Annotated in this window: 17 protein-coding genes; 5 read left to right on the forward strand and 12 right to left on the reverse strand. The window is 42.6% G+C overall.

What is annotated here, in order from left to right:
- The 3 genes from thiS (at position 1) to ACWQ4X_RS06895 (ending at position 1,758) form a co-directional block, all read left to right on the forward strand.
- The gene (thiS, locus tag ACWQ4X_RS06885; RefSeq protein WP_457903188.1) at positions 1-198 is read left to right on the forward strand and encodes a sulfur carrier protein ThiS; all 198 of its coding nucleotides are present in this window, start codon (positions 1-3) and stop codon (positions 196-198) included.
- A 12-nt stretch (positions 199-210) separates the two neighbouring features.
- Positions 211-996, forward strand: a complete 786-nt coding sequence (locus tag ACWQ4X_RS06890; protein WP_457903189.1) for a thiazole synthase — start codon at positions 211-213, stop codon at positions 994-996.
- Positions 997-1,068: 72 nt separating this feature from the next.
- Positions 1,069-1,758 carry a hypothetical protein gene (locus ACWQ4X_RS06895; RefSeq protein WP_457903190.1) on the forward strand — a complete coding sequence of 230 codons (690 nt, stop codon included), beginning with the start codon at positions 1,069-1,071 and terminating at the stop codon, positions 1,756-1,758.
- 46 nt (positions 1,759-1,804) lie between these two features.
- On the opposite strand, the gene ACWQ4X_RS06900 is transcribed toward ACWQ4X_RS06895, so the two are convergent.
- Complete coding sequence (locus tag ACWQ4X_RS06900; RefSeq protein ID WP_457903191.1) at positions 1,805-2,416, reverse strand: glutathione S-transferase N-terminal domain-containing protein; 612 nt, start codon at positions 2,414-2,416, stop codon at positions 1,805-1,807.
- A 215-nt stretch (positions 2,417-2,631) separates the two neighbouring features.
- On the opposite strand from ACWQ4X_RS06900, the gene ACWQ4X_RS06905 reads away from it, so the two are divergent.
- Together ACWQ4X_RS06905 and trmB are read left to right on the forward strand one after the other, a co-directional pair.
- Entirely contained in the window at positions 2,632-4,080 is a 1,449-nt protein-coding gene (locus tag ACWQ4X_RS06905; protein ID WP_457903192.1) for a SulP family inorganic anion transporter, read from the forward strand.
- Between the two features lie 214 nt (positions 4,081-4,294).
- Positions 4,295-5,011, forward strand: a complete 717-nt coding sequence (gene trmB, locus ACWQ4X_RS06910) for a tRNA (guanosine(46)-N7)-methyltransferase TrmB (protein ID WP_100243162.1) — start codon at positions 4,295-4,297, stop codon at positions 5,009-5,011.
- Positions 5,012-5,081: 70 nt separating this feature from the next.
- Here the strand turns inward: trmB and ACWQ4X_RS06915 are convergent, their stop codons facing one another.
- From ACWQ4X_RS06915 to ACWQ4X_RS06965, 11 genes are all read right to left on the reverse strand, one after another.
- Positions 5,082-5,861 (reverse strand): Rossmann-like and DUF2520 domain-containing protein, encoded by a 780-nt coding sequence (locus ACWQ4X_RS06915; protein WP_457903193.1) that lies wholly within the window; start codon positions 5,859-5,861, stop codon positions 5,082-5,084.
- 89 nt (positions 5,862-5,950) lie between these two features.
- Positions 5,951-6,985 carry a DUF1311 domain-containing protein gene (locus ACWQ4X_RS06920; protein ID WP_457903194.1) on the reverse strand — a complete coding sequence of 345 codons (1,035 nt, stop codon included), beginning with the start codon at positions 6,983-6,985 and terminating at the stop codon, positions 5,951-5,953.
- A 142-nt stretch (positions 6,986-7,127) separates the two neighbouring features.
- The gene (locus ACWQ4X_RS06925; protein ID WP_457903220.1) at positions 7,128-9,266 is read right to left on the reverse strand and encodes a TonB-dependent receptor domain-containing protein; all 2,139 of its coding nucleotides are present in this window, start codon (positions 9,264-9,266) and stop codon (positions 7,128-7,130) included.
- 94 nt (positions 9,267-9,360) lie between these two features.
- Complete coding sequence (locus tag ACWQ4X_RS06930; RefSeq protein ID WP_457903195.1) at positions 9,361-11,790, reverse strand: glucose/quinate/shikimate family membrane-bound PQQ-dependent dehydrogenase; 2,430 nt, start codon at positions 11,788-11,790, stop codon at positions 9,361-9,363.
- A 179-nt stretch (positions 11,791-11,969) separates the two neighbouring features.
- Positions 11,970-13,286 carry a carbohydrate porin gene (locus tag ACWQ4X_RS06935; protein ID WP_457903196.1) on the reverse strand — a complete coding sequence of 439 codons (1,317 nt, stop codon included), beginning with the start codon at positions 13,284-13,286 and terminating at the stop codon, positions 11,970-11,972.
- A gap of 60 nt (positions 13,287-13,346) precedes the next feature.
- Positions 13,347-14,807, reverse strand: coding sequence for a NosD domain-containing protein (locus ACWQ4X_RS06940; protein ID WP_457903197.1), 1,461 nt, complete (start codon positions 14,805-14,807; stop codon positions 13,347-13,349).
- Positions 14,808-14,836: 29 nt separating this feature from the next.
- Positions 14,837-15,697 (reverse strand): type I 3-dehydroquinate dehydratase, encoded by an 861-nt coding sequence (gene aroD, locus ACWQ4X_RS06945; RefSeq protein WP_457903198.1) that lies wholly within the window; start codon positions 15,695-15,697, stop codon positions 14,837-14,839.
- 150 nt (positions 15,698-15,847) lie between these two features.
- Complete coding sequence (pcaG, locus tag ACWQ4X_RS06950; RefSeq protein ID WP_457903199.1) at positions 15,848-16,477, reverse strand: protocatechuate 3,4-dioxygenase subunit alpha; 630 nt, start codon at positions 16,475-16,477, stop codon at positions 15,848-15,850.
- Positions 16,478-16,492: 15 nt separating this feature from the next.
- On the reverse strand, positions 16,493-17,218 hold the full coding sequence (gene pcaH, locus ACWQ4X_RS06955; RefSeq protein ID WP_142768988.1) for a protocatechuate 3,4-dioxygenase subunit beta: 726 nt from the start codon (positions 17,216-17,218) through the stop codon (positions 16,493-16,495).
- A 27-nt stretch (positions 17,219-17,245) separates the two neighbouring features.
- The gene (pcaC, locus tag ACWQ4X_RS06960) at positions 17,246-17,680 is read right to left on the reverse strand and encodes a 4-carboxymuconolactone decarboxylase (protein ID WP_100243156.1); all 435 of its coding nucleotides are present in this window, start codon (positions 17,678-17,680) and stop codon (positions 17,246-17,248) included.
- 14 nt (positions 17,681-17,694) lie between these two features.
- Positions 17,695-19,050 carry an MFS transporter gene (locus ACWQ4X_RS06965; protein ID WP_100243157.1) on the reverse strand — a complete coding sequence of 452 codons (1,356 nt, stop codon included), beginning with the start codon at positions 19,048-19,050 and terminating at the stop codon, positions 17,695-17,697.
- Between the last annotated feature and the right edge of the window lie 35 nt (positions 19,051-19,085).

Raw genomic sequence — 19,085 nt, forward strand, 5'->3', positions numbered from 1 at the left:
ATGCAAATTTTTCTAAATGGCGAAGCACAAGAGACTTCTTGCCTGAATCTTTTACAACTGGTTCAAGAATTAGAACTGGAAGACAAACGCTTTGCTGTCGAACAAAATGAAATGATTATTTCTAAATCTAAACTCGAGCAAACCCCCATTTGTGATCAAGATCGCATTGAAATTATTCATGCCGTTGGTGGCGGCTAATTCGGAGCTCCCATGGAAGATACCCCTCTTATTGTAGGTTCAAGAACATTTCACTCACGTCTATTAGTGGGCACGGGGAAATATAAAGATTTAAACGAAACTGTTTTAGCCATTCAAGCCAGTGGTGCTGAAATTGTCACGGTGGCGATTCGTCGTGTCAACATTGGACAGCACCCTGATCAGCCTAATTTGCTTTCAGTCATTCCGCCTGAAAAATACACCATTTTACCAAATACAGCTGGCTGCTTTGATGCCAACAGTGCAATCCGTACCTGTATGTTGGCACGTGAACTCTTAGATGGTCACAATCTGGTGAAACTGGAAGTCTTAGGTGATGAGAAAACACTTTATCCAAATATTACCGAAACCTTGAAAGCTGCACGCACCCTGATTGATGATGGTTTCGAAATTATGGTTTACACCTCGGATGACCCAATTGTGGCGCAAGAGTTGGAAAGCATGGGCTGTGTCGCAATTATGCCTTTAGGGAGTTTGATTGGTTCAGGTCTAGGTATTTTAAATCCACACACCATTTCAATTATTAAAGAAAATGCCAAAGTTCCAGTGTTGGTCGATGCTGGTGTAGGTACTGCTAGTGACGCAGCGATTGCGATGGAACTTGGTTGTGACGGCGTGCTGATGAATACGGCAATTGCTGCTGCACAGAATCCGATTTTAATGGCATCTGCCATGAAAAAAGCCGTTGAAGCAGGACGTGAAGCCTTCCTTGCGGGACGTATGCCACGCAAGCGTATGGCAAATGCCAGCTCGCCTGAAACGGGTTATTTCTTTAAATAATGAATGACTAAAATGGATTCTTCGGAATCCATTTTTTCTTTAAACGTTTCTTATAATAAAGCTATGAATCACATGCTAAAAACAATACTTCCACTGACTTTAATCTGTTTCAGCACAGTCACCTTAGCAGTTCCAGACAAATCAGCTTATGCAAAGTTTGTTCCCCAAGGCTGGACCGTTTTAGAAACAGCCTCTGGCGATTTAAACCGTGATGGCAAAATAGATACTGCGCTCATTATTCAGCAAAATAACCCAAACAATATCAAAAGCCATGATGGTTTAGGTAGTGATCGCTTAAATCTGAATCCAAGAAAACTATTAATCCTCTTTCAAACAATGCAAGGTTATCAACTGATTACTGAAAATGACTCGCTTCCCACTGAGAATGACGAAGAATCCCCTTGCCTTGCTGACCCACTGGAAGATGGAGGCATGTCCATAACCAAAGGATTACTCAAGATAAACCTGCATTATTGGTTAAGTTGTGGCTCATGGTACGTTACCAATAACAGCTATACTTTCCGCTATCAAAATAACAACTTGGGCTTGATTGGTTTCGATAGCAATGATTTTCATCGAGCCTCAGGTGACATCACCGAGAAGAGCATTAATTTTTCTACTGGCAAAGTGAAAACTACCACAGGTAAAAATGAATTTGCAGACACTTCACAACCTGTGAAAGTTCAGTGGAGCACACTTAAAAATAAATATCAGATTCAAGTACAAGACATAGATTTTAGTGAATATGCTGAATATCAATAAAAAATGCCTCTTCACGAGGCATTTTTTAAACCAAACTTTTAGGCAATTAAGGAGTTAAGCCTTCATCGCGCATCGCCATTTGCACAGACTGACGTTCAGCCACTTTATTGCGAATTGCGATAATATTCGTATACGGCGTTAAATCATGATGAATGTAGTTTGACCAGTTTGTCAGTACGAATAAGTATGCATCTGCTGGTCCAAAATTGTCATCTACCAAATAATCGTGATCCGATTCCGCAATGGCTTGATCGATATGGGTTAATAAACGGTCAATTTCAGCATAGGCTTTGGTTTTAGCTTCATCCGACAATGCTCCACAGAAGAACACCGCATAGGCATCATGCAGTTCAGAATTCAAATAACCCAACCATTCCAGTACTTTGGCACGCCCTAAACCTGATGGTGGAATTAAGTCTTGCTTTGGATCGTGCTGTGCTAGAAACGGTAAAATTGCAACATTTTCAGTAAGAATTAACCCTGGATTAATTTCCAGTGCAGGTACATAACCTTTTGGGTTAATGGCATAATAATCTTCGCCTTTTTCTGTTTTATGAGTCTTAAGGTCTACACGAACCAGATCAAAATCGACATTAATTTCATTTAGAATAATATGTGATGCCAATGAAGAAGCGCCTGGGGAATAATAAAGCTTCATATATAATCCTTGTTATCTAACTCTTTAATTTTTTAAATGCCTTCAGACAAACTTTCAAGCGTTCAGACCTGTAAATTGCAAAAAAGCGTAACGACTTATAAATAGTACTTCTTGAATATTGTTCAATTTTTACAATTTTTCAAGACAATCTCGTGTGCTTTTTTATTGTTAGATGTTTTAACATACACATTCTTTAAATTTAATGAAATGTTGTAGTGATTAGCCTTAAAAGATCAGAATGGTTATCAAATATTCGTACTGATGTACTTGCGGGTATTGTTGTTGGTTTAGCCCTTATTCCCGAATCGATTGCTTTCTCCGCCATTGCGGGTGTTGACCCTCAAGTGGGTTTATATGCCTCATTCTGTATAGCCGTTAGTATTGCCTTTTTTGGTGGACGCCCTGCCATGATCTCTGCGGCAACAGGCGCCATGGCGTTGCTGATGATTACCCTTGTGAAAGATCACGGATTACAGTACCTGTTTGCAACCACCATTTTGACTGGTCTGATTCAGATTATTGCAGGCTATTTTAAAGTCGCGAAACTGATGCGCTTTGTTTCGCAATCAGTTGTTTACGGCTTTGTGAATGCCTTAGCTATTTTGATTTTTGTGGCGCAAATCCCTGAAATACAAAAAATGGACTATATCGGCTATGGCTTTGTCGCTTTAGGCTTGGTGATTGTCTATCTATTCCCTTATATCCCTAAAATTGGCAAATTGCTGCCAGCCCCACTGGTTTGTATCATTTTACTGAGCTTAGTGGCACTGGTTTTTGGTGCAGACATGCGTACCGTTAGTGATTTAGGACAATTCCCAGACACACTACCTGCCTTTTTAATTCCAGATATTCCGCTGAATCTGGACACCTTAAAAATCATCTTCCCTTATGCCATGACTTTAGCAACTGTGGGCTTACTGGAAACCATGATGACCACCACCATTGTCAATGAAGTTACTGGTACTGAAGGCGACCGCCATAAAGAATGTCGTGGTCAAGGTTATGCCAATATTGTCAGTGGTTTTATGGGCGGTATGGCAGGTTGTGCTATGATTGGTCAATCGATTATTAACGTGAGTTCTGGCGCCCGCACACGACTCTCGACCCTTGTCGCAGGTGTGTTCTTGCTGTGTCTGGTGGTATTTTTAAAAGACTGGCTGGCGTACATTCCAATGGCAGCGCTGGTTGCGATTATGATTATGGTGTCGTTTACCACCTTTAACTGGGATTCGGTCAAGCAGTTTAGTAAACATCCTAAACAAAGTAACATCGTCATGTTAAGTGTAGTGGTGATTGTATTGGCAACGCACAATTTGGCACTCGGTGTATTTGTCGGGGTCTGTCTTTCTGCCCTGTTCCTTGTGAACAAGTTGGAAAGTGAAGTGAAGGTGCAAGCTCAGCAACTGAATACTGAAACGCTGCAATACCAGATTTCAGGACAGATCTTCTTTAGCAGTTCAGAAAAATTCTATCAATTCTTTGATTTTTCAACTTCTGCAAAGCGTGTCATTCTGGATTTAACCCATGCGCATGTCTGGGATATTACTTCGGTGAATATGTTGAATACTGTCGTACAAAAGTTTCGAGATCAGGGCATCGAGATTGAAGTGGTTGGTTTAAATGAAGCCAGTAGCACCTTGATTGATCGTTACAACCCACTGTAAATTTTACGATGTATGAGGAAAGAGCTGGTTATCCAGCTCTTTTTCATTGCGAAAATTAATCATCGAAAATCATACTCAGGGTGAATTTCCTAGACCTGAAATTTACCCTGACAAAATCAAAAACAATTTAATTGCCGAAATAACGGTAAAAAATTTGACTTGCCAGTCTCAGGATTTAAAATACCGCTTTCGAATTTTTACATTTGCCAAAGTTATGTCAACCGATCTATTAGAACCGCAAGTCGTCGAGCTAGACAACTTAAATGAGCATCGTGAAATTGTGACGTATATGCGTCGCTCTGCTCCGCTGAATACTTCTCAACGTACTGCGCTTGAACAATATGGTCACTTAATTTTGGAATATCCAGTAGGTGATTTGCGTCAGCATTTTGAACATCCTGAACGTCCTTTGACCGTTGAAATCGGTTTTGGTATGGGTCGCTCATTGGTACTAATGGCTAAAGCCAACCCAGAACGCAACTTTGTCGGGATTGAAGTGCACATTCCTGGTATCGCACAATGCGTGTATGAAGCAGGCATGGCTGAACTGAAAAACCTCCGCGTTTTAGATGCTGATGCGATTCAAGTACTACGTGAGATGCCTGACAACAGCATTAACTGCGTACAATTGTATTTCCCAGACCCTTGGCAGAAAAAACGTCATTTCAAACGTCGTTTCGTTTCACATGACCGTATGCCGCTGGTTGAGCAAAAGTTGGAAATGGGTGGTACATTCCACGCAGCAACTGACTGGGAACCGTATGCAGAGTGGATGCTGGATGTATTAGACAACCGTCCAAATCTTGAAAATCTGGCAGGTAAAGGCAATAGCTACCCGCGTCCTGAATGGCGTCCACAAACCAAATTTGAACGTCGTGGTTTGGAAGCTGGTCACAAAATTAATGACTTTATTTTCAAGAAAATTAAGTAATTCATTTCAGTAAAATTTTCTCAAGCATGATCAATGCATGCTTGAGATTCCCTTCTCAAGATCCAGTCATTTACTTGGTTTGATGTCGTTGCATAATCTGCTGACTGATTAAGGCATACACTTCAGCCAAATCTGGTCGTTGTAAATCCGCCAATATCGACTGATGCATCTGTAAAATATTTACATCCCTACGTACTGCTGGTCCTGTTTGCATGATTTTAGGATCATTCTGTGTGGCTTTAGCGGCTGTTTCCAAGATCAAGGGATAGAGTAAGCTAAAATCTACCTGCGTCTGATCGACAATTTGCTTGCTCATGTCATAACAATAATTGGCAAAATTACAGGCGAACACGGCTGCCAAATGTAGACTTAAACGTTGCTGTGAACTATAAGCATAGACACGCTCACTAAGCTGTTGTGCCAGTTGCAATAAACACTGTTGATCCTCTTCAGTTGCTGCTTCCACAAAGAGCGGTGTTTGCTTCCAGTCAATCTCGCGTTCCAAGCTAAAAGTCTGTAAAGGATAAAACACACCTGAACGTGGGTGATATTGCTGCAATCGCTGTAGATCAGTACTACCAGAAGTATGCACAATCAGCACATTTGGCAATAACGGTGCCACTTCCTCAATCACAGTGGCAATCGATTGATCACTCACCGCAAGAATCAACAGATCAATCTCTGGATTTAACTCGCTAAGCGATGGACACGCTTGTGCAGCCACATGCTCTGCCAAACGCTGTGTTTTTTCCCAAGTCCGACTATAAATCTGTACGATTTGATGTTGCTGCTTCAAAACGGACGCCAAATGGTAGGCAACGCGTCCTGCACCAATAAAACTAATTCGCATGTCTGCTCTTACTCTTCATGTCTGCTGCAAGCATGCCAATAAAAAAAGGACGAAGCAATTCGTCCTTTCCATTTCAATGTAGTTTCTGATCAGTTAAAAACATTGTTCAGATAAACAATACGTTCTGAAGTTTTTTGATTAAAACATTTGGTGTATTGCATTTCCTGATTTTGTTCCTTCATTTGCTCATCCCAATAGCTATAATGCTGTTGGTAGGTTTCTCGATCCTTTTCAGGGATATTGTAAATGCTTGCTTGTGCAATCACTTTACAATCGACATCCCGTTTTTCAAACCAATCGGACTGATCTTGTTGCAACTGCGCTTTTTGCTCACTGGTAAAATGATCCCAAGTTTGATTTAAGCGTTCCACCACTTTCGACTGGTCATCATTCAGCTCTTTTTGACGGATATCCATAGATTTCTGCGCCAGTTCTTGTTGTTCAGCATGTTGCTGACCATAAGCGTCTTGGCGTTCAGCTATATCTCGATTTTCAGCTTCATAAGCGGCAAGTTGAACTGCTTTTTCAGTGATATAGACTAAACCATTTAACACTGTATTTTCTTTAGGTAACTGAAGTTGAATACCTTCTTTATCTGTTTTAATCAACTGATAATTAAATGATCCTTTCAACTGATCTTTCTGCAAGCTCAAACCATACGATTCACTTTCCAGTAAATCATTCAAGGTGCCATAGCGATCACAATCATCACAACTTTCTGCTTCATAACCATTTTCAGCACGTTGCTGCAACCCTTTCGGCATTTTCACAATCAGCTCGCTACGGCATTCCAGTTGCTTTGCGGTTTCTGGTTGTTCAGTCACTGTAGTAACGCTTTTCACTTCAAAATGAATGTTTTGGGTGATGGTATCGGTCAGGTTTTTATCTGCCTGATAGTAACTAGAGTCACGTAAAGCTTTATCCAGTTTTTTCAGATAGTCTTGCTGTAGCGCAGCCTTTATCTCTTTTAATTTTGCTTCATTGCTACAGTCCCATTCATTGACTGCAGGTACAGCTTGTTCTGCTTCAGCGCTGTCTTTCTTTCCTTTAAAGAAATCACACCCTGTTAAAAGCATACTGCTACACAATGTTGCAAAAACCAAAGTATTGGCAAATTTATTCATATAAAGCCTAATGTCTGTTTGTTATTTTTCGAGGCGTATTTAAGCAAATTTGTAATAAAAAAACGAGCACCTCCGCCATGAAAGATTTTCAACCATAACAAAGGGGCAACTTAGCCCCTTTTGTGTTCCAGCTAAGTTTCAATTAAAAGGTCTTGTTTACACTCATACCGACACTGAAGTTACGTCCATCGGCAGGTTCAAAATAGCGTCCGTTACTGTCATTCACAATCACTGAACCGACATAGTTACGGTCAAACAAATTATCGACGCGCGCGTAGGTATTAATTTTCCAGTCTTGATTCACCCATAAATAACCCACGTTTGCCGCTACAACGGTATAACTTGGTGCAGTATCCGAGTTGATATCATCGACGTAGATTTTATCCATATAATGCGCTTCTAGACCCGCCTGAAAGCCCTGTTCTGGTTGCCACGCCAAACCTGCAAAAGCCTGATTTTGAGCTATGCCAGGAATCTTATTTCCTTTATTAATTGCTTTCGCATATGGCTTAGTTGGATTATTTGGGTTCGCAATTTCTGGTGTATTACTATCAAACTCCGCATCGAGATAACTAAAACTAGATCGTAAGCTTAGTTCTTTCCAAACCTGTTGCTGCCAAGAGAGTTCTAAACCTTGTCGAGTTGTTTTATCTGCATTACGGTAAGTTGCTCGACCATCTCGTGTACCTGCAGAAACAATATCGTTTTTAGTATCTGTTTGAAAAACTGCAAAAGTAAACAAACCGAAGGAATTTTGCGACTTCAATCCAAGTTCATAATTATCGCTACTCGCTGCTTTTAACGCGAAGTTTATACCTGATAGAGCTGGATCTGTGTTATACGCCATTTCAGTAAAAGTAGGCGTTTCAAAACCCTTGCCATAGCTAGCATAAGCATACAACTCAGGTAATACATTCCAACCTAAAGCAACCGAAGGCAAGAGTTTTTGATAATCCGTTGAACCACTATCATCGCCATTTTCACCGACGATGTAATAATCATCCGATGCATAATGCACATTGCTATAGCGCAAACCTGCATCTAAATGCCACTGGGGTAAAAACTGCCACGAGGCTTGGAGGTAAGGGTCTAGATTCCATAAGGTATTGATTTCATCACGACGTAGCGCGCCTTTCACACCATAACGACCAGACGAATCGAAGTTTTCATAGCCTTGACGATCTTCCCGCATTTGATCGAATGCCAAGCCTGCAATGAAAGTGGTATTTGGTAACAAGTCTTTGCCTGTCCAACGTAAATCAGCACCGTAGTAGTCCCGATCAAAATCAATCACACCACCTGCATGTCGCTCATTTGCCTCTTGGGTACTTCTTGGAATCGACTGATATTGCAGCACTTGACGATTACCCAAATAGAACATGGCATAGAGTTCGTTCTGATCATTCAGCGGTTTGCTCCATGTCAGCCCTGTTTGGGTCTGATCAATACTTTTACGCACATCATAAGTATTGTTACTGTCATTGACCTGTTCCGGATTGGCTTGCCATTGGCTTCGATTTAAACCTTGTGGGTCATCTGCCTCAATTTTCGTGCGGTTCGTCAGCCAATTAATTTTACTGCCATCCTCCAAATTCCAAGTGAGCTTGGCATTATTCAATACTTTGCGCGCAGCACTATGATCACGGAAACCGTCTGTATCAAAATAGGAAGAGCTAATTACATAAGCAGGCTGATTGGCTTGCTCAGAACCGCCTTGCAATTGAATATTGGCCTGCTGCTTGTGATGGCTACCTGCATTGAAACCGACTTGAATCGAGTCCTGACCTTGACCTTCTTTGGTCTGAGTCAAAATGGTTCCACCAGATGAGTTGCCATAAATGGCAGAAAATGGACCGGTCAAAACTTCAATATTGTCTAAGCTGTCTAAATCAATATTGGAGCTTTGCCCCTGACCATCTGGCATGGTGGCAGGAATACCATCGACATACAAGCGAATACCGCGTACCCCAAAGGTGGAACGGGCGCCAAAGCCACGCATGGAGATTTGCAAATCTTGCGCGTAGTTTTCACGATTATTGATTTGTAAGCCCGCGACACCTTGCAATACTTCAGAAAGATTGACATTGGTATTTTCTTGCATCTGCGGTACTTGAATTTTCTGCACTGAGGCTGAGGTCTGCAACAATTCACTATCCGTACGCACCGCTTGCACTTTAATCACGGGAAGTTGCTGGTATTCGGTCGTGTCTTGCGCATGCAGTGCCATCGATTGCAATATCACAGCAGTCAATAATGCATATTGAAAGGGAAATGGAGTCATATTAAGTAATCTCACAAGATATCCTTTTCTTATCATCTGGTAGAGTGTAAAAAGCCCCTCTAGTACAGAAGGGCTTTCCGTGTCTTGTTGTTGATTATTCGCCTAAGCTATAGGCAATCACATAATCGCCATGATCAGGTGACTGACGTGCTCCACCAGCGGAAACAACCACATATTGTTTACCTGTTTTTGGTGAAATGTAGCTCATTGGCGTACCTTGGCTCCCCACTGGTAAACGTGCTTTCCATACCTCTTTACCATTTGAAGAGTTGAAAGCGCGTAAGTAGTAATCCTGTGTTGCAGCGAAGAACACCAAACCACCTTGTGTCGCCATTGGACCGCCAATGGTTGGCATACCAATCGGTGCTTTTAAGCCCATTTTGATGCCCATAGGACCTGTATCTTCTACAGTACCCAACGGAACCTGCCATGCAATTTGACGTGTTTTCATGTCAATTGCAGTCATGGTACCAAATGGTGGTTTCTGACAAGGAATGCTTAATGCTGACCAGAAACGGTTTTTGTTCACTTTGTATGGTGTACCTTTCATTGGTACTGCCCCCATACCCGTATTCACTTTCTCACCGCCATTGGCTTGAATCGCCAAGTCTTCAGGGGTTTGTTTGATCAACTGAATCCAAAGTCCTAGACGCATGTCATTTACAAACATATAGCGATGGGTTGGATCGAATGCGATAGAACCCCAGTTCATACCACCCAACGAACCTGGGAAGCTCAATGACACATCCGTGCCTGGTGCAGTAAATAGACCTTCGTAACGCATCGATTTGAAATTGATACGACACATCAATTGGTCGAATGGCGTTGCACCCCACATGTCAGATTCAGTTAAAGTGCTATTGCCAATTTGTGGCATTTCAACTGAACGTGGTTGGGTCAAACTATATTGTTCGTTTGGAATATCCGCGGCTTTAACAGGTTGTTCAACGACTTTGGTCAATGGTTTACCTGTCACACGGTCAAGCACAAAGAACTGACCAGACTTAGTACCAATCACCACAGCAGGTTTAGTCGAACCATCTTTTAGCGGGAAATCCACCAAACTTGGTTGCATTGGTAAGTCAAAGTCCCATAAATCATTATGAACCGTTTGATAAACCCACTTCTCTTTACCTGTGGTCGCATCTAAAGCCAATACCGACGTATTGTATTTATGATCCAGCGGCTGACGGTTTGCACCCCAAAGGTCAACCGAAGAACTTCCCATTGGTAAGAACACAGTATTCATTTGCGGGTCATAAGACATGGCAGCCCATGAGTTGGCTGAACTACGCTTATAGGTTTCACCTGGCTTTAACACATAGTTTGGATCTGGATTACGCGGATCGAATGCCCAACGCAACTGACCTGTAATGACATCGTATGCACGAATCACACCGCCCGGCATGTCTGCACCCACGTTATCGGCAATACGGCTACCAATGACAATGGAGGTTCCTGCAATGGTCGGTGCTGAAGTGACTTCAAAGCGTGGCGCTTTGGTGCCATCGCCTAAGCCTTCAAGTAGATTTACCGTACCATCGACACCGAAGTCTTTACAACGTTCACCTGTATCGGCATTCACTGCAATTAAACGACCATCAGGGGTATTGGTATAGACACGACGTGGACATGCTGTATTGGTCGCGACAGCAGTCACGGCTGTTGCACCTGCCAAAGTTGGCTGAACCAATGCTTGGGTCGAATCGAAATAAGCCACACCACGGCAACGTTCCCACGCATCCGCTTTAGAGTTGACTTCGGCTTTCCAGATTTGCTTACCCGTGTCTGCATCCAAAGCAATGATGTTGTTATGCGGGGTACACAACAAGACTTTGTTGCCCACCTGTAATGGGGTCATTTGATCTTCTGCACCATTACCCGAACCTGTGGTCATATCACCCGTTTGGAAACGCCAAGCTTCTTTGAGCTTAGACACGTTATTACGGTTAATTTGATCAAGCGCAGCGAAACGGCGACCGCCTGCATCACTGCCATAATGATCCCAATTCACTTGCTGTTTACTTGGTTCCACAGGCACAAGCGGTAATTCTTGACCCGATGCTTCAACGGTTGGATGTGGAATAAACATGCCATACAAACCACCGATCATACCCAGAACGGTTAACCCACCGACGACATAAGCCGGCGCGTTCATTGCATCTTGTTGCTGGTATTTACGGATAGAAGGCAGCGTAAACAGTACTGCTGCAAAGAGTCCTGCTGGGAACATCAAACGTGAATGCAGTGGCCAGAATTCAAAGCCAGTATCCATCAATGCCCAAATGACAGTGCCAATAAAGACTAAACTGAATAATCCAACCCCAAGGGCTTTTTTTCTAAAAATGAAAATCGCTGAAACGATGGTCACTAAGCCTGCAATAAAGAAGTACCAAGAGCCACCTAAACTGATAAGCTTTCCGCCGCCAATTAAATAAAATAGGCCTGTTAATAATAAGGCCAAGCCAAGGACAAAGCACCATATTTTAAATATGGGTCCTGGCTTAGATTGAGCTTCAGACATACATCTTACTCCAAGTGCCGTGCGTTTAAATGATCACTCCCTCTCTCCTTTGAGTATCATTTATCTTCACGAATAAATTCTTGTGCTTTCGCAACTGGGTTACGAAAGCCATGACTTAAGTGTTTAAACAAAACAGCACTACTGTTTATATTTTAAGCATTTTTCTAATCTAAGTGCTGTTAAAAATTAACTTTCATACTTAAACCCGCCACCCAAGCATCCTCTACTTCTTTAACCCCTGTGGGTTGGTAGATGTATTGCAGGTTCGGTCTAAGCATGACCGCTGGTGACCATTGATAGGTATAGTTCAGCTCGACATTCAGCTCGTCACGTTGAATCGGAACATAGTCGCTGGCAATGGCATCGTAACTGTAATAACCACGACCTTCATTGGTGGCAATTTGTTTATCTGTTACGCGATCATTGACCACATAATTTGCAAAGCCTAGACCAATCGAGTCGTTCGGACGGCTATCAAATGGACCTTTATACCAAAGTGCCAGTTGTTGTGTACTTTCCACTGAAGTCGTGGCTTTATCGTTCACAACGCCATTAAAGCTGATGTATAAACCGCGCTTCGGATCGGTGCTGTGTTGCGTGAGTTGCTGCTGAGCATTCAGCCAGAAACTGTATTTGCCATCCTGCATTTCACCACTGCGAATATCTTTTGCTTCAGCAGTAGAGTACAAAGCACCAACTTTATATTCTCCTGGTAAGCTATTAAATGCCGCTAACTTAGGTTTCCAAGCCAACTCTAAAGGAATGGTGGCACCCTCAACATTGTCCATATCGAGGTTAAAGCCATCGCTGTTGGATTGTGTTTTGACATTGTCAGGATTGACTTCATACACGCCCAAACCGAGTGACCATGCAGGGGCAAATTGATACTTCAGGTTTGTGCCCCAAACCCCGACAGGCCAGTTGTACCAGATTGAACCAATCGATTTACCTAACTGACCGCCACAAAGCAGCAAGTTCTGGAATTCGCATTGTGAGCTGTTAAAGTCATCCGACATGCCCATACGACCAATCTTGAATTGGACTTTATTGTCATCAAATCCAGTTTTGATCCATGCTTGAGTAAGGCGCCAAATTTTTCCGCGTCCGTAAATTTCTTGGGTATTGCCTAATGTGCTGGCACGCGGATCTTTAATACGCTCTAGCGTTAAAGAATTACCGTCACGTTTGGTGATCATTAAACCTGCTGTGGTATTTTCCCAACCCGCAATTTTGTTCAAATCAAAATTAGCACCTAAGGTCAACTGCCCTGCATTTTCCAAAGTATTGTCATCGTTATAACCACCATCCAGATTGGTTGCCGCCTGACTCATAATGGCTGCTGTAAATTTATAACCTTGATCTTCCAGCTGCTTCCGTTCACCATTCCAATCCCCAAATAACCATTGACGATCAGCCGAATAAAATTCATTTGCAGAAGCCAGTTGGCAAGTTAAAAGTGCCAAAGATAATGTGCCAAGTTTTAATAGTTGTTGCATACCAAACATCCTTTTTTGTGAGGAAAGCTCAACTCAAGTGAGCATTCCATGCGGTTTTTATTATTTAATGCGAACGGCTGTACTAAGTTCAGAAGTTGCACCCAAATGGTCAGTTACATTGGCTGTCACACTGGCAGCACCACTCAGTGCTTTCCAAGAGGCTTGACCTTGACCTTGTGCATTGGTGGTTAACACTTGAGCCCCTAAGTACTGTTCTGCTTCTTGACTATTCGCTTGATGGTTGGCAAAGAATTCAACCTGATAACGCTGATTTGGTTGACCTTGAACTGTCGCGGTAATTTGTCCTTTGCTATAGTTTAAACGCGGTGCTTGGATGTTTTGGTTAGGCATCGCATTACAGCCTTCTTGGTTTGGCTGTGTGCAAGTTTTTTGAAGTTTTGAATCTTCAATCACTACACCACCACCACGAGAACCGACAAAACCTGCATGTTCAAGTGCTGGCACAGCAAAGACAATGGCACCTAAACGTTGGTTGGGTACACATGAACCGCCCGCTTCACAACGCTTAATATCTTTACCGTTATCCCAAATTGAGTTTTTGGTTAAGGTAGTACGTGCATTGGCATCTTTTTCAGAACGTATAGCAATCCCTAAACGGTTACCATGCACTTTGTTGCTATCAAAGATGTTGCCATCACCCGTGAGGTTAAAACCAATTGAGTTGTTAGTCAGTTCGTTATAAGCGACGTAGTTACGTTTGCCCCAGTTAATTTGCAAACCATCAGAATAGTTTTCAAACTTGTTGCCGACTACCGCGTTGTCATTGCCCCAAAGAATTTCAATGCCCTGAGATGGCTCTGGGTTAGCTTTGGTTGAAGTGAACAGGTTATTGGCAACAAGGTTAAATGCCGCACCACGCGTTAGCTCTAAACCATCACCATTGTCCACAAACAAGTTATTCAAGACTTTGTTGTTATTGGTGGTGGTTGAGGTTGGATTCCCCTTACCATCATCACCTGTCAACATCACGCCTGAACCACCATAGTTATTACTGATACGGTTGTGCTGAATCAAGTTGTTGCTTGAACGGTTAACTAAGACACCGATACAGAAACGGTGAATATCCAGACCTTTTAAAGTCACGCCATTTACATCTTGCAGTACCAGACCCGGTAAAGTCATAGTACGGACGTTGGTGCCATACTGTTCAGGGTTTGCACCCGGGCAAGCTTTAGCACCCTCACCTTTAATGTAGTTTGAACCATCAATGGCAATAAACTCACCAGTTTTATCCCACTGCGTACCAATAATTTTCACGGAAGATTTGATGGGCGGTAAAGCTTGATTCAGCTTAATGACATAAGGTGCTTTGCCCACTGCCTGAATTTGAATTTCATTTTCTTGCGCAGCATTGGCATTGGATTGTTCAATTGCCCAACGTAATGAACCCTTGGCACTATCGTCCTTATAGCGGTCAACAATATAAGTTTCCGCACTGGCAACACCAGAAGCCGCCAAACTTAAAACCAGTGTGCTTAAACGTAAAGCTGATAATTTCATGTTCAAATCCTTTTTTATATCTTCAAGTCTTAAGGTGTAGGCTGCACAGTTTTAAGCAACTGTTTAAGTTGAGTCACATCAATTTGACCCGGTGCTGACGCCTCACCAATCATGCCAAAACTGAGGCTGCCACCCATATTCGCAGTAGCGACACGTGAGATCGTGCCCAATTGCCCCATCGACATGGTCAGTAATGGTTTTTGACTTTTTTGGCTTACAGCAAGCGTTGCATTCATCAGGGTAAAGACATCTTGTTTAGATTTCGGCATCACCGCAATTTTCAAAATATCTGCGCCCATTTGGTCTTGTTTCAGCAAACGGTTTTCAATTTCTTGTTGCTCAGGAGTTTTATTAAAATCGTGATTCGACATGATCACTAACACATGTTTATCATGCGCCAATTTGGTCAATTTTGCGACACTTCCTGCATCACGGAACATCTCGATATCCAGCAACTGCATAAATGGAGCTTTGAGATATTCACGATAAATTTTTTCATAGTCTTGATCAGACACCGTCATTTTTCCGCCTTCGTTATGGGTACGAATGGTGGCAATCAGCGGTTTGTCTTTTAAAATTTGATTGAGTTGCTGACCAAGTGCAATGACTTTTTTCGTGTCAGCAGAAAATTCGAGTAAATCGATACGGAATTCAGCCAAATCGACATCAGGATTGTTGGCAATCACTTTGGCTTGTGCAATCGCTTGTTCAACCGTTTTTGCGGTAATCGGTACGATGGTTTTAACAGGTAAGTCGCCAATATTGACGTTTTTCACCATATAGTGTTGTGCGTTTGATTGAGCCACTTCAGCGGCAAAGGTCGCTGGCATTGTTGCAAGAACAGCGCTGCTTAAGCATAATTGCATTGCTAATTTTTTGATGGTAATCATTACAGTTCCTTGTATTTTCAAACTATTGCCTGACTTTAGTCATCAGCCGCAAACATACGTGGGATTCATGTAATGGGACATGGAATCACCACGTATAAACTTTTATCTATTCGGCTCGTACAAAATGACTTGCAACAAGCTTTCGGGAGTTTAGATATCTAAAAACACCGTTTCATCTTCGCCTTGAATGCGAATGTCGAAACGATAAACCACTTCACCATCACGCTCTTCGCGCTTGGCAATTAAAGTCTGACGACGTGGTGCCCACTCAATGCTTTTCAGCACTGGGTCTTGCGCATTGGCTTCTGCTTCATCATCGAAATAAACACGTGTGTTCAAACCAATGTTGATACCGCGTGCAAAAATGATCAGGGCGATATGTGGTGCTTGAGTTGTGCCTTTACGCCCGGGTACTGCACCCGGCTTAATGGTGTTGAAACTCCAGAAACCTGTGTCAAAGTCTGCACCTGTACGTCCCCAACCAAGGAAATGAGGATCAGCCTGTTTACCTTGGCTATCTGCAGCACTTGGGTATACACCATTGGCATCCGCTTGCCAGATCTCGATGAGCACATCACGTAATGGCAAACCTAAACCATCAAAGACTTGACCTTCTAAACGAATACGTTCGCCTAAAGTATTTTCTTTAACCAACTGGTTGTTAAAGTTATTTTCAAAGACTTCAATATTGGCTTGTTTGGGTAATAAACCAATGTGTACGTATGGTCCACCTGTTTGAGATGGCGTTTCATGTAATTCTTGAAAATTCCAATTGTTCATGTTGTTCTCCCTGAATTAAGTCAAATCATTTTCGAAATAAGTCGCACGACGACCACGTAAAGTGATGTCAAAGCGGTAACAACGGCTGTCTGCTTCAATGAAATTGCTCTTGTCTTCTAAAGCAATTAGTGCACGACGTTGTTCTTCCGAAGGAATGGTTTTAATAATTGGACACGAATCAATTAAGGTATCGCCTTCAAAGTAGAACTGCGAAATAAGACGTTGCGCCCAACCATCGGCGATCAAAGAGAAATGGATATGCGCAGGACGCCATTCATTAATACGGTTACGCCATGGGTAAGGACCTGGTTTAATGGTACGGAATACAAAGTAACCATTGGCATCAGTCATCATGCGACCACAACCACCAAAGTTCGGATCCATTGCCCCAATATACTGGTCATTTGGATGACGGTAACGACCTGAAGCATTGGCTTGCCAAACTTCAAGCAAGGCATTTTTGACTGGACGACCAAACTGGTCACGTACATAGCCATGCACAATAATGCGCTCACCAATTGGTAAACCTTCTTTGGCATAGTTCAAAATCAAATCGTTGTCTTTAGGACCAAACTGCTCTGCACTAAAATGTGGTGCTGTGACTTCAGTTAAAGTTTCTGCAATTGAGATCAATGCATTTTTAGGCGAACGCAATACACTGGTTTTATAGCCGGGTGTATATGCTGGCGGATGATCATCGGTATTACGTTGTGCGTATGCACCTAAAATAAGTTGCGACATGTGAAGTCCCTCTTAAACTTGTTCCATTTACTCTTGGTTGGTTTGTTCTTGGTTTAACTGCTTTTCACTCAGTTTTTGGGGTGCAATACCCAAATCCGCAAAAACCTCTTCTGCCATATGCATGGCTGCGTTTGCTGCTGGTAGACCTGCATACAATGAACAATGCAGAATCAACTCTTTTAAATCGTCCTTGGTCACACCGTTGTTAAAGCAAGCACGTAAATGCATACGCAATTCGTCTTCACGACCGAGCGACAATAAAATCGCAATGGTCACTAAACTACGGGTATGACGTGGTAAACCTGGTCTAGACCACACTTCACCCCAAGCAAAACGGCTGATGAAGTTTTGAAAATCTGCGTTAAAGTCATTCAGGTTCTCAATCGAACGATTCACATGCTTTTCACCCAGCACTTCAGTTCTAACTTTGATCCCTTGTTCATAGCGTTGTTCATCATTCATGGGAGAAACCTCAATTAAGTTGCATCAGTATGAGCAACAAGTGATTTAACAAAAATTGCGACAGCTGCTGCGGTTGCAGGAATCATCAACAAACTTAAAATTGCAGTAAATGACCAGTCGTTGCCGAGTAATACCGCACCAATCCAAGCACCAAACACAGCACCAAAACGACCAATCCCTGACATCCACGCTACACCCGTTGCACGACATTGCGTTGGATAAAAACGAGCACTTAAAGCTGGCATTGAAGACTGTGCACCATTAATTGCGATACCTGCACAGAGCACTAAAATTGCAAGTAAGGTTGGATTCGCTAAGCTCTGACCCACGGCAACAGCAAACAAACCAGCCACCATGTAGAAGCCCGCGATAATTCGGTTTGGATTGAAACGGTCCATTGCCCAGCCAATGAATAAAGCGCTGAGTACACCACCAAACTGGAATAAACCACCAATAAATGCTGCACGCTCCATGGTTGCGCCTGTTTCACGCATTAAGGTTGGTAACCAGCTGGTGAGTAGATAGATCATCACCAAACCCATGAAATAGGTGAGCCAAAGTAAAACCGTCCCTTTGACATATTGCTTAGAGAACAGCATGCCAAATACGCCTTTCTTCTCTGCACCATCAATTTTTTCTTCAGGTACATGAAATTCAGTCACACCCTGAACTTGAGCAGGCGCAATACGTGACAGAATTTGATGAACTTTGGCGTTATCGCCACCTTTTACAATCAAGAAACGGTACGATTCAGGTAAGAAGAAAATCACCAAAAGCATTAAAATTAGCGGCGACCAGCCACCAAGCAAGAATAGGCTGTGCCATCCAAATGCTGGAATAAGCCAACTACTAATAAATCCACCTGTTGCCATACCCAAGTTGTAACCGCAGAACATGCAGGTTACGAGTAAAGAACGTGAACGTTTTGGGCAATATTCAGAGAATAATGTGGTTGCATTCGGCATTGCCGCACCCAAGCCAATACCCGTTAAAAAGCGCAGTACCACCAAAGTATCTAAATCAGGTGCATAAGCAGATGCCAGCGTAAAACCACCAAAAATCAGCATTGAAACACTTAACACCACTTTACGACCAAAACGGTCAGCCGTAGGACCAGACACCAAAGCCCCAATAATCATGCCGCCTAATGCCGCACTCATCACAGGACCCAATTGTGAACGGTCTACACCCCAGTCTTGTGCTAAGGCTGGCGCAATAAAACCCATTGCTGCAGTATCAATACCATCAACAAAAACAATGAAAAAACATACAATTGCGATAAGCCACTGATACTTACTTAGAGGTGCATCATTGATCAGTGCCTGTGCGTCTATACTCGTTTTTTGAGTAGCGTATTCCTGAGACGCCATACCTGCCTCCTTAGGCTGAAAGTCCTTTTTAAATC

Source organism: Acinetobacter sp. NigerLNRRAM0016 (assembly GCF_054112845.1).